At 46.7% G+C, this 14,813-nt stretch carries 19 protein-coding genes; 13 read left to right on the top strand and 6 right to left on the bottom strand.

The genetic code is table 11. The features are described 5' to 3' along the window. The 6 genes from OS145_RS04305 to OS145_RS04330 are packed head-to-tail and all read left to right on the top strand — an operon-like array spanning nt 1 to nt 5,253. The gene (locus OS145_RS04305) at nt 1–1,644 is read left to right on the top strand and encodes a heparinase II/III family protein (RefSeq protein ID WP_006954978.1); all 1,644 of its coding nucleotides are present in this window, start codon (nt 1–3) and stop codon (nt 1,642–1,644) included. A 4-nt stretch (nt 1,645–1,648) separates the two neighbouring features. Next, nucleotides 1,649–2,827 carry a glycosyltransferase family 4 protein gene (locus OS145_RS04310; RefSeq protein WP_006954979.1) on the top strand — a complete coding sequence of 393 codons (1,179 nt, stop codon included), beginning with the start codon at nt 1,649–1,651 and terminating at the stop codon, nt 2,825–2,827. Further along, on the top strand, nt 2,817–3,761 hold the full coding sequence (locus OS145_RS04315; RefSeq protein WP_006954981.1) for a UDP-glucose 4-epimerase family protein: 945 nt from the start codon (nt 2,817–2,819) through the stop codon (nt 3,759–3,761). Before OS145_RS04310 ends, OS145_RS04315 begins: the two co-directional genes overlap by 11 nt. Further along, on the top strand, nt 3,754–4,302 hold the full coding sequence (locus OS145_RS04320; RefSeq protein ID WP_006954984.1) for a sugar transferase: 549 nt from the start codon (nt 3,754–3,756) through the stop codon (nt 4,300–4,302). Before OS145_RS04315 ends, OS145_RS04320 begins: the two co-directional genes overlap by 8 nt. Before the next feature lie 25 nt (nt 4,303–4,327). Then, entirely contained in the window at nt 4,328–4,582 is a 255-nt protein-coding gene (locus OS145_RS04325; protein ID WP_006954986.1) for a hypothetical protein, read from the top strand. Between the two features lie 14 nt (nt 4,583–4,596). After that, nucleotides 4,597–5,253, top strand: a complete 657-nt coding sequence (locus OS145_RS04330; RefSeq protein WP_006954988.1) for a hypothetical protein — start codon at nt 4,597–4,599, stop codon at nt 5,251–5,253. Between the two features lie 188 nt (nt 5,254–5,441). Here OS145_RS04330 and OS145_RS04335 read toward each other — a convergent pair whose 3' ends face one another. The 3 genes from OS145_RS04335 to OS145_RS04345 are packed head-to-tail and all read right to left on the bottom strand — an operon-like array spanning nt 5,442 to nt 7,223. Further along, complete coding sequence (locus tag OS145_RS04335) at nt 5,442–6,083, bottom strand: cytochrome-c peroxidase (RefSeq protein ID WP_006954990.1); 642 nt, start codon at nt 6,081–6,083, stop codon at nt 5,442–5,444. Then, on the bottom strand, nt 6,073–6,405 hold the full coding sequence (locus OS145_RS13705; RefSeq protein WP_006954993.1) for a cytochrome c peroxidase: 333 nt from the start codon (nt 6,403–6,405) through the stop codon (nt 6,073–6,075). Before OS145_RS13705 ends, OS145_RS04335 begins: the two co-directional genes overlap by 11 nt. Then, complete coding sequence (locus tag OS145_RS04345) at nt 6,399–7,223, bottom strand: TonB-dependent receptor (protein WP_131382138.1); 825 nt, start codon at nt 7,221–7,223, stop codon at nt 6,399–6,401. Before OS145_RS04345 ends, OS145_RS13705 begins: the two co-directional genes overlap by 7 nt. Before the next feature lie 329 nt (nt 7,224–7,552). Here OS145_RS04345 and OS145_RS04350 point away from each other — a divergent pair, with 329 nt between their 5' ends. From OS145_RS04350 to OS145_RS04360, 3 genes are all read left to right on the top strand, one after another. Further along, nucleotides 7,553–8,110: a hypothetical protein gene (locus OS145_RS04350; RefSeq protein ID WP_006954997.1), complete on the top strand. Its 558-nt coding sequence runs from the start codon at nt 7,553–7,555 to the stop codon at nt 8,108–8,110. Nucleotides 8,111–8,229: 119 nt separating this feature from the next. Continuing rightward, nucleotides 8,230–8,631 (top strand): GFA family protein, encoded by a 402-nt coding sequence (locus tag OS145_RS04355; RefSeq protein WP_006954998.1) that lies wholly within the window; start codon nt 8,230–8,232, stop codon nt 8,629–8,631. A 214-nt stretch (nt 8,632–8,845) separates the two neighbouring features. Further along, a complete protein-coding gene (locus tag OS145_RS04360) occupies nt 8,846–9,412 on the top strand; it encodes a hypothetical protein (RefSeq protein WP_006954999.1) in 567 nt (188 codons plus the stop codon). A 5-nt stretch (nt 9,413–9,417) separates the two neighbouring features. On the opposite strand, the gene OS145_RS04365 is transcribed toward OS145_RS04360, so the two are convergent. Beyond that, nucleotides 9,418–9,762: a hypothetical protein gene (locus tag OS145_RS04365; RefSeq protein ID WP_006955000.1), complete on the bottom strand. Its 345-nt coding sequence runs from the start codon at nt 9,760–9,762 to the stop codon at nt 9,418–9,420. Between the two features lie 14 nt (nt 9,763–9,776). Between OS145_RS04365 and OS145_RS04370 the strand changes: the two genes are divergently transcribed. Further along, a complete protein-coding gene (locus OS145_RS04370) occupies nt 9,777–10,694 on the top strand; it encodes a glycerophosphodiester phosphodiesterase family protein (protein WP_006955001.1) in 918 nt (305 codons plus the stop codon). A 51-nt stretch (nt 10,695–10,745) separates the two neighbouring features. Here the strand turns inward: OS145_RS04370 and OS145_RS04375 are convergent, their stop codons facing one another. Next, entirely contained in the window at nt 10,746–11,300 is a 555-nt protein-coding gene (locus tag OS145_RS04375; RefSeq protein ID WP_006955002.1) for an REP-associated tyrosine transposase, read from the bottom strand. A gap of 578 nt (nt 11,301–11,878) precedes the next feature. Beyond that, nucleotides 11,879–12,244 (bottom strand): hypothetical protein, encoded by a 366-nt coding sequence (locus tag OS145_RS04380; RefSeq protein ID WP_006955003.1) that lies wholly within the window; start codon nt 12,242–12,244, stop codon nt 11,879–11,881. A 73-nt stretch (nt 12,245–12,317) separates the two neighbouring features. On the opposite strand from OS145_RS04380, the gene OS145_RS04385 reads away from it, so the two are divergent. From OS145_RS04385 to dps, 3 genes are all read left to right on the top strand, one after another. Beyond that, nucleotides 12,318–13,061, top strand: coding sequence for an SIMPL domain-containing protein (locus OS145_RS04385; protein ID WP_242603656.1), 744 nt, complete (start codon nt 12,318–12,320; stop codon nt 13,059–13,061). Between the two features lie 165 nt (nt 13,062–13,226). After that, the gene (locus OS145_RS04390; protein WP_040487757.1) at nt 13,227–13,799 is read left to right on the top strand and encodes a DUF6624 domain-containing protein; all 573 of its coding nucleotides are present in this window, start codon (nt 13,227–13,229) and stop codon (nt 13,797–13,799) included. Between the two features lie 308 nt (nt 13,800–14,107). Next, nucleotides 14,108–14,629 carry a DNA starvation/stationary phase protection protein Dps gene (gene dps / locus OS145_RS04395; protein WP_040487759.1) on the top strand — a complete coding sequence of 174 codons (522 nt, stop codon included), beginning with the start codon at nt 14,108–14,110 and terminating at the stop codon, nt 14,627–14,629. The last annotated feature ends 184 nt before the right edge of the window (nt 14,630–14,813 follow it).

Genomic DNA, 14,813 nt, shown 5'->3' on the forward strand with positions numbered 1-14,813 from the left:
ATGAGCTTGGTCGCAACGCTGTTCAAATATTACTTCACACTGAAGCCGCTAAAGTTTGAACAAATATACTTTCGCTTAAAATATCGCTTTTTCCCGGTTCGCAAACTCTCTGTATCTAGCAGTAGATCGTTAGAAACCAATCAGTGGTTTATTGAAACACCCGTATTTCAACCACAGAGTTTTGTAGATAGACATAAAGTTAAGTTTCTTAATCAAGAAGCCCAAATTTCCACTCCCAATGACTGGAATTCATCGAAGCAAGAAAAGTTGTGGCTATACAATTTACATTATTTTGATGACTTAAACGGAGTCGGACACGAAGCTCGATTTGAATTACAAAAAGCTTTCGTTCATCGTTGGATAAACGAAAACCCTCCTGTTATGGGCAACGGCTGGGAGCCCTATCCAATTTCTCTTCGGCTAGTGAACTGGATTAAGTGGTACCAAAGACATCGGCTAGAAGATGAAGTCATAGTGAGCAGCATTTATGCGCAGGCTATAGCGCTTAAAAAGCAACTTGAATACCATATACTTGGTAATCATTTATTTGCTAACGCTAAGGCGCTTATTTTTGTTGGTGTTTTTTTTAAAGGAGCCACTGGAGAAGACTTTTTAAACCTTGGACTCAAAATCCTGAAAGAGCAGCTGAAAGAACAGTTCCTTGATGACGGAGGGCATTTCGAACTAAGCCCAATGTATCATAGTATCTTGCTCTGGGACCTCCTAGATTTAATTAATTTAGCGCAGAGCTCAAAGCACGAAGTGCTATTGGAAAAGGTCCTCGACTGGAAAATTTTGGCTTCAAAAGCATTAAGCTACTTAGTTGTAATGACTCATCCTGACGGCGAAATCAGTTTTTTCAATGATGCCGCCACTGGAATTGCTCCCTCTCCAGAAACTCTATTTCGGTATGCCGAGTATTTAGATTTAGACAGGACAGCTGGAAATAAGTCGAAACTAATAACTTTAAAGTCCTCGTCATACACTCGAGCAGAAGTTGGAGCTTTTGTTCTATTTTTTGACCACGCTGAGATCGGACCAAGTTATTTACCCGCCCATGGTCATGCTGACGCGTTAAGCATCGAAATGTCATTGGGGGAGTCTCGAATCTTAGTTAACTCTGGAACATCTGTTTACGGTACTGGGCCAGAAAGAGCAAGACAACGTTCCACAAATGCACACAATACTGTCGAAATTGATGGACAAGACTCATCTGAGGTTTGGGGAGGTTTTCGTGTTGCTCGAAGTGCGAAGATAATTTCATTCGAAGCAAGCGAAGAAGATGATAGCGTTTGTATCGCATCTTCGCATAATGGATATGCGAGATTAAGACGAGGCTTGATTCATTCAAGGAAGTGCCGTTTAACTGCTACTTATCTCGAATGCGAGGATACGATTAAGGGCTCCTTTGATGAAGCTAAAGTCCTGTATCATTTGCATCCGGAAACACATATACAGAGGCTTGCAACAAATGAGTTGCTAATAGAAGCGAAAGGTGGTCAACAGCTTATTTTTAAGTGTAGCCACCCATACAAAATTGAAGAGTCTACATGGCATCCCGAATTTGGGGTGACTATTTCCAATCAGCGAATTGTCATTACGACTTCGGACTCTATAATAACCTCTAGGTTTTGTTTAAGGTGATTTTTTGAAACTACTTGTTTTATCTTTTTATTTTTCTCCTGATCTAAGTGCGGGTTCTTTTCGATGCCGAGCTTTGGTCGATAAGTTAGTTGAAAAAGGAGTTGAAGTTGAGGTAGTTACCACTCTGCCTAATCGATATTCCAGTTATGAAACTGAAGCTCAAGAGTTCGAAAGTTCGGCGGGACTAACAGTTCGTCGTATTCCAATACCCCAGCATAAAAGTGGGATGATTGACCAAACGAAAGCTTTTTTTAGGTTTTACCGTAAGGCTAAAGAGCTAACTCGTCATCACAAGTACGATGCTGTTTTTGCTACTTCTTCTCGTTTATTTACTGCGTTTTTAGGGGCAAGAATCTCAAAGGCGAAAGCTATCCCCTTGTATTTAGATATTAGAGACATCTTCGTCGATACCTTAAATGACGTTTTGTCAGCTAAGCTATCGACAGTTATGCTGCCTGTTTTAAAGCAAATAGAGAGCTATACTTTCTCGCGCGCTCGCAGAATTAATTTAGTTTCAGAAGGCTTTAAAAGCTATTTTCAGTCAAGGTTCAGAAAAACCGAGTACCGTTATTTTACAAATGGTATCGATAGCGAATTCCTTGAGGCATCTCCCAAGACACGGGTTCCTTTCACGGGAAACACGAAATTAAAGGTAGTGTATGCTGGTAATATAGGGGAGGGACAAGGACTTCACAAAATCGTTCCGCAGCTAGCGAGTCAGCTTAAAGATCGGATAGACTTCACGATCATTGGTGCTGGAGGGCGGTTAGATGAATTAACCTCACGAGTTGCCGAACTAGATAATGTTGAAATAAAACCACCAGTCAAACGTACTGAGCTCCTATCCGAGTATAAAAAAGCAGATATTCTCTTTCTTCATTTGAATGATTATGAGGCCTTTAAAAAGGTACTACCCTCCAAAATCTTCGAGTATGCAGCTCTCGGCAAGCCATTGTGGGCTGGAGTCTCTGGGTATGCTGCTCAGTTTTTGAATGAAAATGTCGCAAACTGTGGCGTTTTTTATCCTGGTAATGTAAATGAAGGTATAAATGTACTGTCGTCGCTGCAGCTAGTAGAGGAACCTCGTGCTGAATTTATAGAACGATATTCTAGACAGAGAATAATGAGCGACATGGCTGTTGATGTAATAAGCTTTGTTAATGAGGAATGTAATGCTCAATAGCCCAGATACTATAGCAGTTACCGGAGTTACGGGGTTTGTAGGTGGCCAGTTAACTCAATACCTAATAGCAGAAAATTTAAAAGTTTTGTCTTTAGGCCGAACGCCGAGTGACTTAGAAGCAGAACACGTATACCTTGATTTTAATGATGACAATTTTGATGCATCTGAGGAGTTTTCTAAGTCATCTCAAGTAATCCATTGCGCTGCGAGAGCGCATGTTATGGATGAGTCAGAAGCGAACCCTTTAGATACGTATTTAAAGGCAAATACGTACTCAACATTAAGGCTGGCTGAGCAAGCGGCAGCCGCTGGAGTAAAACGCTTTATTTATCTGAGCTCAATAAAGGCATTGGGTGAGTCGACTAGTTTAGGCTCACCATTCTCTCATGAGTCGCCTTTAGCACCAGAAGATGACTATGGCGTTTCTAAAGCGCGAGCGGAGGAAGGACTGCAAGACATAGCTGAAAGAACGGGGATGGAAGTCACGATAATTCGACCTCCCTTAGTTTATGGAAAAGGAGTTAAGGCTAACTTTGCCGCCATGATGTCTTTAGCCAAAAAGAATCTTCCTTTGCCTCTCGGCTCAATAAAAAATAAGCGTAGTATGGTCGCGCTCGATAACCTAGTTGACTTGATCGTTACTTGCATTGATCACGAGAATGCGGGTAATCGAACTTTCATGGTGAGTGATGATAGAGATGTATCGACCACAGAGCTGTTACAAGCAATGACTCGTGCTCATGGGAAAACGCCTCGACTGATTCCTTGTCCGCCATCGTTGATTCGTTTGGCTGCCACTACGCTTGGTAAAAAGGCCGTTGCTGAACGTCTTCTTGGCTCATTACAAGTTGACATTGAATACACCAAGGAACAACTCAACTGGACACCCAAAGTAAAGATGGAAGATGTTTTGACGGAGATGGTCAATGATTAGGCTGCTGGATTTTTTGTTTTCATTATTTGGTTTAGTTGTTGGCTTTCCAATTTTGATTCTTTTGTTTGTTATTGGTCTTTTCGACACGGGCTCGCCCTTGTTCCGACAAACTCGCGTTGGACGTAATGAAAAAGCTTTTACGTTAGTAAAGTTTCGAACCATGAAAAAGGATACGGCTTCGGTGGCGAGTCACCTCGCTAGCTCTTCGTCAATCACCCGTTTTGGTCACTTTTTACGAAAAACTAAACTGGACGAGCTTCCGCAGCTCTGGAACGTGCTAAAAGGGGAAATGAGTTTGGTCGGACCAAGACCGTGCTTGTTTAATCAAGAAGAGCTTATTGCAGAGCGTAAAAAGCGCGGCGTGCTTAATTATCGTCCTGGTATCACCGGTTTAGCACAGGTTAAAGAAATCGATATGTCGACCCCTGAGTTGCTCGCGAAAACTGATGCAAAGATGCTTGAGTCGTTAACTATCAGTGACTATTTTAAATACATTCTTATGACAGTAACCGGTAGCGGTAGTGGCGACCGAGTTCGCTGACTTACAATTTGGGTGACGCTTAACCATGCAAACCTACGAATTTTCCCTCACCTTTAGTCTTGCGGGAGTCGATGATCCTAAGCGTGTGGTACAGCATCTGTACCACACCACTTGTCACGATGCGTTAATTTGTATCATTGACGAGGAGCACATTGAGGTGTGTTTTGAGCGCGAAGCACCGTCGTTATCGCTCGCGCAAGAGCACGCTATATCCGATGTGGTCGACTCTGTCTCTTATGCCAGCTTTATTGGTGCGGGTACGAAGCGTAAGCACGCTTAACGGATTTTTTGATTATGTCTCAACAAAACGCCACATTTATCGTTCAGTTTTGGGAAGTGATTTTCCGCTTTCTGTCGAAGTTATCGGTGTTTTTTGTTGTCCGTAAAGTGGTTAATCGCTTTTTAAGTAAACACCAACAGCATATATTTGTTGAGGGGTGGGCGCTGGGTCATTTGTTCTTGTCCATTTTGGCAATACCCGGTGTGCTGTATATCCCTTATGCGTGGGTCGGATGGGCGATAAGCTTGTACGGCTTAGTGCGCGTATTTGAAGTTGTGGTGTACCAAGTTAATGTTTTGCTGTTTGACCAGTTTCGACAGCCCAACCGAAGCCAACCCTATGAGGTATTAAGCTATCGTCGGTTGATTATTCTGCTCATCCAAAATTATTTTGAGATTATCTTTTGGTTTGCAGCACAGTATGTGTTCTTTGGACAACTGTTTAGCTTTTTAGTAGAAGGCACCGCCGATAGTGTATTGGGTGCTGTGTATACGTCATTTGTTGTGATGACAAGCTTCGGTGTCGAGAACATCTCTCCCTCAGGCGTCTTGGCGTATACCATCGTCATTGCTCAAGCGATGATAGGTCTGTTTATGACGCTACTCAGCCTCGCTCGTTTTATTGGACTTCTCCCCGCCCCAGGCACGATGACGAAAGAAGAGCAGTCGTAGCTATCTCCCAACTATAAAAAAGAGCCCCTCTGCGAGAGCGGCAACCATGGATTATGAAAGTTTGCAGAGGGGCTAAAGGCTTCAACGTTCATCCGTGAACATCGTGTTGAAGCTTCTTTATTAAAAGCCATCGTAGGTCATAAGTCTTTAGGTGTTCGTCGTATCGTGATGTAGGACGATGTCACTGTTTAGAGGGCTTTGATAAATGCCAGTAATGCTTGCCGCTCGGCGGGTGTGAGGTTAAAGGGTGTGAGCAACTGCGTGGTGGTTGGGTAGTATTGCTCTGCTGGGAGTGTTGCTGGTCGACGGGGTCGTGCGCCGCCGTGCTCGTACATCCGTATAATGCCTTCGAGTTGGGTAAACAAGCCATTGTGCATCCAGGGCTTGGTTGCCATTAAATGACGCAACGAGGGTGTTCTGAACGCGCCCATGTCTTGATTCTTACCTGTGATCTCGTAGCGTCCGAGATCTTCAAACTTCCTTCCAAAATAGTGCAACCCGGTATTATGAAAGCGTTGGTCCGACAGTAACGGTCCGTTATGACACTTGATGCAACCGGCTTTGGTACGAAACAAGTGTAAGCCTTGCAATTGCTGGTCTGTGAGTGCGTTTTTGGCTTTTTGCCAGTCACCTGCCTCTATCGCTAATAAAAAAGAATCGAGCGGTTGTGTCTTGGGGTCATCCATTAACGTGCGTTGGAACTCTGCTAACGATTCGGCAAGCAGTTCCCAACTTATGTCCTGAGGTGTGCGTGTCAACGGTGCGAGTAGGTCGCGATAGTCCGAGTATTGTGCGACTTGTCGTGCGATGGTGCGGGTATTATGTGCCATCTCGAGGGGGTCTTCGACCGGCATCGTGACACGAGGCACAACTGACTTCACCGGTCGCTGATAAGCGGGTATCGTGAAACAGCTTTTTACCGAGCGCCACACGATCGCGATTAAGCTGACCGCGCAGTGGCTTTGGATCGGGCAGCGGTGCGAGGTCATCGGTTGCTGCTCGTGCACGTGCTGGCCACTGGGATTGCGGCTTGAGATAGCGTTGCCAAAGTGTCTCGGGTGTGGGTGACTGCTGGGCTGCCTGAGCGGGGACGACGAGTCCGATAGCAACGACCAACGGATAGCCGATATGTGTTAAGCACTTCTTCACCATGTGTACTCCAGTCCTACCCAAAAACTTCTGCCTGTTTCCACGCCTTGCTGATTATTCGCCACTGCGTATGTGCGTTGGTCGAGTAGGTTATCGATTTCTAAGCTCAACTTAATGGCTTGGTTAAACGCACGCAGTTGATATTGCAGGTTCGCGTTGACTAATGTCCGTGCTGGCCGATGTATGTCCTGATAGACCGGATACGCGAGTTCTAGATCTTCACACTGTGTACAAAAGGTATTGCGCTCGGCAAAGTACCATTCGCCGGTATCCACCGCACTGGTGTAAGCGCCTTGATAACTGACGTTGAGACTGGTTTTAAACGCGTCTGTCCATTGGCTGTGTATGGATAAGTTCGCGGTAGCGGGGCGACTAAAGTCATCATTCAGCCGACCTAGATCATCGAGACTGATAAGGTCGATGCGGCTGTTGATACTCGCCCCGCTGACGTAGGCGACGATTTCATCCTCGGGTACGGCATCGACACTGCTGTCGTACGAGCGACTGGAGGTGAGGTTTTCACTATGACTGGTGTGTAACCAAAACTCGTGATCGCCCCAGCGATATTGATATGAAAGCGTGAGCCTTTGGTATTCGCCGCTTCCGGCATTGGTGGCGGTGATGTAAGTGATACCGTCGGCGGCACGGGTGTCGCCTCGCGACAATCGATGTCGCTCCGTGCGCACAATGCGCACGCTACGGTGGGGGTTGATACGACGTACGTCGCGCCTTTGGCGCGACAATCGATGCCGCTCCGTGCGCACAATGCGCACGCTACGGTGGGGGTTGATACGTCGTACGTCGCGCATTCTGCGCGACAATCGATGCCGCCCCGTGCGCACAATGCGCACGCTACGGTGGGGTTGATACGACGTACGTCGCGCCTTTGGCGCGACAATCGATGCCGCTCCGTGCGCACAATGCGCACGCTACGGTGGGGGTTGATACGTCGTACGTCGCGCCTTAGGCGCGACAATCGATGCCGCCCCGTGCGCACAATGCGCACGTTACGGTGGGGTTGATACGACGTACGTCGCGCCTTAGGCGCGACAATCGATATCTGATGACAACAAAAAATTGAACGATATCAGGATGATAATATTGTTAAATCTATGTTATAATCCTATTTTTTTTGAATGGGAAATTTAATATGTTTCGTTGGTTTTTAATCGTTTCGGTATTACTTATCACCCCTCGTGCATTCGCTGTCGACGAATATTCGACTGCGTCAGACGGTGAAAAGAAACTGATTAAGCAAATTGTAGAAGTACTTAAACTCGAACCGAGTACAGAGGTTGAGAAAAAAATATATGACCGTATCGACTTTGTATTTGATACAAAAAACTGGAACTCATATTGGTTAGGCTATAACGACCTAGAGTCATCAAAAATAAAAGATCCGGGCGTTACGTTTGTCGAACAATATATCAACACCAGCGATAGCGGCACATTTATCATCGGCTTTTTATACGATAAAGAAGCCAAACAAATTTTGGTGACCTCTAAGCAAATTCGCTATGCCTCAAAAGACATTGCATTAGATGCTTTCAAAACCACCAAAGCCGACGAAGAAAAATTTTCCGTGCTTCATGAAACCGCCAACTACGCCTTATTACAAGAAAAAGGAAAAGTCAGCTATTCTAATTTCCACATCGGCGGCAACGCCGGCATAGTCGTCTACATCGAACAAGGCATCATCGACCTGTAGGTCGCGTCTTTGGCGCGACGATCGACACCGCCCCGTGCGCCGGTGTGCGATACCACCACCACCCCGTACGTCGCGCCTTTGGCGCGACAATCGATGTTGGCACGATAAGGAGAGAACAAATGAATAAACATCAAGGTTCTTGTTTATGTGGGGCCGTGAAATTCGAGGTCCAAGGCGCGTTTGATAGCTTTTATCTGTGCCATTGCCAGCATTGTCAAAAGGATAGCGGCTCTGCCCACGCGGCTAATTTGTTCTCTCAATCGGCTCGTCTTTTTTGGCATTCTGGCGCCGACGCAGTCACCTCTTTCACATTAACCGGTACGCGGCATCATAAAAGCTTTTGTAAGCACTGCGGATCGGCCGTGCCGAACACACAAATCGCGGGTTTGCTCGTGGTTCCAGCCGGTAGCCTAGACACAGATCTCGACATCCGTCCGACCGCACATATTTTCTCATCCAGCCGCGCACATTGGGATAACCCCAACATCAAAACCCCCGTGTTCGACCGTTTACCCCGGTAGGTCGCGCCTTTGGCGCGACATCAAATATCGCCCGTGCGCATAATGCGCACGCTACGCGGGTGTTGTACGTCGCGCATTGTGCGCGACATCAAATATCGCCCCATGCGCACGCAACACGCGACGATCATGATGGAAACTTTTCAGTTTATTTACAGTCACACCTTTCTCAAAAAACATTTCTTCAACAATTTTTTATAATAATTTAGGATGCACTGTGAATAATTTAAAAACGTTCTTGCTTGTAGGTATGGTCTCGCTTGTTTCTGCTTGTAGCAGTATTCCGTTAAGCACCATGGTCAAATTGATGGATCTTAACCCTTTAGAGGCGGACCCGAACCAGATTATTGTGGCAGTGAAATCTCCGGATGGAGTCAGTGTTAACGACGGTGATGTAGTGCTAGATTTTAGTTTTAGAACAGGCGAACCTGAAAGCAGCTTTAAGCATACTTTTCCGGTTATAGTTGATTCAGATTACGCGTTATCCGCGGAGCTGAAAGACGAGCTTGAGAACGATGAGCAGTTTACCGTAATGCGTTTATCTGAGGCTGATGCTCAACGCATGAAGAGTGGACAAAAAGCAATTCGTGAGTATCGTAGTCAGCATGAGGAAGGCGGAGCTGGCAGCATAAATGTCAGATTAATCTCGGCATGTCAAAGCGGTGGTTCTGCTTGGAAGGATTCGGAGCTTGACGTTTATCTAAAAACCGACCAAAGCGATGAATTTTTATTGTTTTTAGACGACATAGATCTTAGCGAGTTGGACGTCAAAAACGGTTGTTAACCGTATTACGAGCCCGTGCGCATAATGCGCACGCTACGGTGATGTCGAACGTTTAACCCGACGTAGGTCGCGCCTTTGGCGCGACGCCAGCTTTCCCCCGTGCGCACAATGCGCACGCTACGGCGATGTCGAACGTTTAACCCGACGTAGGTCGCGCCTTTGGCGCGACGCCAGCTTCCCCCCGTGCGCATAATGCGCACGCTACGGTGATGTTGAACGTTTAACCCGACGTAGGTCGCGCCTTTGGCGCGACGCCAGCTTCCCCCCGTGCGCACAATGCGCACGTTACGTTGGTGCGTAGGTCGCGCATTTTGCGCGACATCAGATCTATTAAAAAATTCTAATAACAAATGGAAACAATAGTTTGAAACTAAAAATAATTTTATTAAGTCTCGTTGTGCTTGTGTTGTTAGGTATTGGTAACGCCTATTTTTTAGCGCCCCAAGTAAACGGCGACGGTCAAGTGGTTGCATATCGTGGCGGCGGTAGTCAGGTTGATTACGAAAAATTAAGTGATACGTCGTGCACAGCAAAATCGCTGTCGGAAGTGGGTCTGACAACGGTGGAAAATACCCTACAAGCGGCCTCGGCATCGGTTTCTGCTGGCGCGGATATTATTCATTTAAACGTTCACCTGATAAATGATAATGAATTGGTTGTATTTCACGATTGGAATCTTAGTTGTGCAACGAACGAGAATCGTCTTGTAAGTGATTTAAACGTTGATCAATTACAATCGATTGATGCGGGTTACGGCTATACGGCGGATTATGGTCGAACATTTCCCTTTCGTGGAAAAGGTTTTCGTATCGATCGGCTTGATGCGTTTTATGAACGGTTTCCTAACCAAACGTTTTGGTTGAATCTAAAGACTAATAACGAGGATGCGTTTCTAACGTTAAGTCGTTTTATAAGCGAAAAAAATAATAAAACAGTTGTCATTACGTCTGCCAAGGGCAATGAGTGGTTTGCTAACGAGACTCCGTCGCTGCAAACATTTTCAGTGAATACAGTGAAAAACTGTGGCATAGATTACTTGCTGGTTGGATGGGCTGGCGTTATCCCTGATTCATGTAAAAATACGGTTGTATTGGTGCCTCCTGACATGGCCAAGTTTATTTGGGGTTACCCCGATCGGCTTGCAGCTCGACTGGCCCAACATAACACACAGATTTACTTATGGAATAAGCACGACATTGTTCCGCCAGAACAGGCAAATATCATTAAACAGGGTGTTGGCGTTGTTACGGGTAATATCGATTTCATCGAATCAGTGAAGTAGGTCGCGCCTGTGGCGCGACCTCAGATGCCGCCCGTGCGCCCAAGGCGCACGCTACCACATGTCGTAATCGGCGAAACTGTCGTCCACCCATGCATCTGTGATGTATTGCCATGATTCTGGGTAACGACCTTGCTTTAAATACGTGTTAAGGGTTGAGTAAGGCCATTCTAAGGCATTCTTGACATAGCCGTGTTTGACAGGATTAAAGCAGCAATACAGCGTATACATGTAGAGCTCTTGCTCATTACGAATGATTCGGTCGTAGAATCTATTGTGCCAAAGGCTCCCTTGCCGTCGTCGGCGTTTTGAAAAATTAGATTGTGAGTTTTTATAGGAAAACTCGGGTAGGGCGCGCGTGGTGAGCGCTTTAATTTTTCTAATGCGCAGATCGACTTTTTGGTCGGCAACGCCAATCAACAAATGCATATGATCGGGCAAAACAACCCACGCCTGAATATCAAAAGGGTGCGATACCATGGTCGTGCGCACAGCATTGCGCAGCGCCTGAATAACCGGCTGGCGCGTTAGGTGAGGCTTGCGACCTTGAGTAGCGACGGTAATAAAAAAATAGTAACCGTCTTCGAAATAGCGACGAACATTTTTCATGCCGCTTATTTAAGACCAAAAACCACGTTACAGCATTTTAAAATCGTGTACGTAGGTCGCGCATTGTGCGCGACGATGGGTTTGTCCCCGTGCGCCAAAGGCGCACGTTACGTCGGAGGTTGATATCACCGCCATTCCGTAGGTCGCGCATTGTGCGCGACATTGCGTTTGCCCCGTGCGCCAAAGGCGCACGTTACGTCGGAGGTTGATATCACCGCCATTCCGTAGGTCGCGCCTTTGGCGCGACGATGGGTTTGTCCCCGTGCGCCAAAGGCGCACGTTACGCCGGTGGTTGATACCACCTCCGTGCTGTACGTCGCGCATTGTGCGCGACGATGGGTTTGTCCCCGTGCGCCCAAGGCGCACGCTACGTCGGTGTTGTACGTCGCGCATTGTGCGCGACATCAGATGCCGCCCGTGCGCCCAAGGCGCACGCTACGTCGGTGTTGTACGTCGCGCATTGTGCGCGACATCAGATGCCGCCCGTGCGCCCAAGGCGCACGCTACGTCGGTGTTGTACGTCGCGCATTTTGCGCGACATCAAATCCCGTTCCGTGCGCCCAAGGCGCACGCTACGCCTAAATTTTATATTGGTAATCGGTTGTTTCCATGTGTTTTGTGAAAATATCACGAGAGATGGCGATGATTTCGGCGCCTTTTTCATCGTTCGTTTCGTGTGGAGGCTTCATAACTACCGCGCCTAAGTCGCTGCCACATTCGTTGTCTTTGGTGTTATAGCTTACACCGAAGCCTGGACGGCCATCTGTTCTCAGCCGATATTCGCGAAGCATATCGTTTATTACTTTTGAACCTGCTGCGACGGCTGCTTGTTCAGTTGAATAACAATAGGTTGCTACATTATTTTCTTTAGTTGTTGTGCAAGCTACTAAATTGGTTAATAGTAAACAGATAATAAAAATATGAAGTTTCAATTGATTAATCATTATATTGAGTCACTTATATAACAAACATGATTTTTAACTTAGCAACTTTGTGCAGCTATTAAAAATAAATGGAGTGTATACATTGAAAAAATATTTATTTTTTTTGTTCTTGGTGAGTTGTTCAGCATGGAGTGATGTAATTCCAAATGATCCTCATATCTATGTTGAAGGGTATGCTGAACAACGTGTTAAGCCGGAAATAATCGTCATTAGCGCGTACTTGAGGCATACCGACAAGGACGCCTTCGTCGCCAAAAGTGAAGTTGATCGGCGGTCAGTTGAGCTGTTTGAAGTAGTCAAAAAAATGGGAATAGCTCAAGAAGATATTCGAGCGACGCCACTTAGAATTGCGCCGCATAATGAGTATAAGAACGGCGAGGAAATTAATTTAGGCACGCGCGTCGTGCGCAGTATCGATATTACGTTACGTGATCTTTCCTTATATAACGAACTCAATCAATCGCTGGTTGATGCGGGCGTGTCAGAGACATTAGATGCTGAAGTTAAGGTTGAGAATCCGCGAGAGATTAAGAAAAAAGTGCTGTTTGAGGCATTAAAAAACGCGCGTCAAAAAGCCGAACAACTTGCTGAGCTAAATGGTAAGAAGATAAAAGATGTGTATTCAATCTCAGAATTTAAAACACGTGATGAAAGTGTTTACGATTTGATACCCTCGCAAGAAATTTACGGTCAGTCTTCTAGCGAACTCGCTGGTGTATCGGTAAGGTTTCGTGCTCCGCCCCAGCAAAGCGGGCTTTTTGAAATAGGCGAAATGACCGCATCCGCCACCGTATATGTCGTGTTCACCATACAGTAGGTCGCGCCTTTGGCGCGACGTTGGGTTGTCCCCGTGCGCCCAAGGCGCACGTTACGTTGGTGATGTAGGTCGCGCATTGTGCGCGACGATGAGGTTGGCCCGTGCGCCCAAGGCTTGATATTGGTTCGTGTCTCATCATGGCTTGTGAAAATGGAGGCTTTTTATATGCGTTTAGTTTTGATTTTAATATCTTTGTTTCCGTTGCTTGTGGATGCTCAAAGCAATCCAAATTTACAAAGTGAGCTGGTTAATATGGCTAGAGTTGACCAGTCTATTCGTCAGGAAGTGGGAGAAGCGGGTTGGTCTAATGCGCCCCGAGCTTTGCTTGATAAACTTGCTAATGTCGATAAAAAAAATACAGAAAGACTGAAAGAGATCTTTGCAAAAAAAGGGTGGGTTAACTCAGAACAAGTGGGAAAAAAGGGTGTTAGTGCCGCTTTTTTAATTATTCAGCATTCACCTGATACAGAGTTTCAAAAAAGAATGTTGCCAAAAATAAAGCAATCTTATTTGGCTGATGAAGGTATTTCGGGTGAACAAGTGGCTTTGCTTACGGACCGTGTTTATGTACGCGATGGAAAACAGCAAATTTACGGTACACAGGCTAGAGTGGTTTCGGGAGAAATTATGTTTGAACCCATTAAAGACCCAGAAACCGTTGACGAGCGACGTGCTGAAATGAATATGTCGACCCTGAGCACATATAAAAAGCTACTCGAAGAAGCATACGGTATGTAGGTCGCGCCTTTGGCGCGACGACCCGTGACCGATATCACCGCCATCCCGTAGGTCGCGCATTGTGCGCGACATCGAATTCCGCCCGTGCGCCAAAGGCGCACGCTACGCCGGTGGTTGATACCGCCGCCATCGTAGGTCGCGCCTTTGGCGCGACGACCCGTGACCGATATCGCCGCCATCCCGTAGGTCGCGCATTGTGCGCGACATCCAATCCCGCCCGTGCGCCAAAGGCGCACGCTACGGGACCGATCCAATCGGCAGGTGATGCCGTAGGTATAGGTGAATGGAATTTAAAGGAAGGAGGAATAATGAGCAATACTGAGAATGCAAAAGTCGCTGGATTTACTGCTCCGGGTTTGAAAGAGGATGCTGCTCAAAAGGCTATCGCTCTGCTCGATGACCGCTTGGTTGCGCTTATCGACCTTCAACTGACTTTGAAACATGTTCACTGGAATGTGGTGGGTCCGAATTTCATCGGTGTGCATGAGATGCTTGATCCGCAGGTTGATGCGGTGCGTGAAATGACAGACACCATTGCAGAGCGAATCGCGACCTTAGGCGGTGTACCTGAAGGAACACCAGAGGCAGTTGTGAGAAAGCGCTCTTGGAAGGATTATTCAATCGGCAAAGGGCTTGTAGCTGAACATTTATCCGAACTGGATAAGGTTTACAATGGTGTTAATGGTGACCATCGCAAAGCCATTGATGAGCTGAGCGAGATTGATCCGGTGTCAGAGGATATGCTGACAGGTCAGCTCGGCGACTTAGAACAGTTCCAGTGGTTTGTCCGTGCGCACATTGAATCGTCTTCGGGCGAGTTGAAGCGGTAACGTAGCGTGCGCCTTTGGCGCACGAACGGGATCTGATGTCGCGCACAATGCGCGACTTACGGCATGGCGGTGATATCAACCACCGACGTGACGTGCGCATTTTGCGCACGGGCGGGATCTGATGTCGCGCACAATGCGCGACTTACGATATCGGCGGTATCAACCACCGAGGTACGTCGACGGG

It is taken from the genome of Idiomarina baltica OS145 (assembly GCF_000152885.1).
GTDB classification, from domain to species: Bacteria; Pseudomonadota; Gammaproteobacteria; order Enterobacterales; family Alteromonadaceae; genus Idiomarina; species Idiomarina baltica.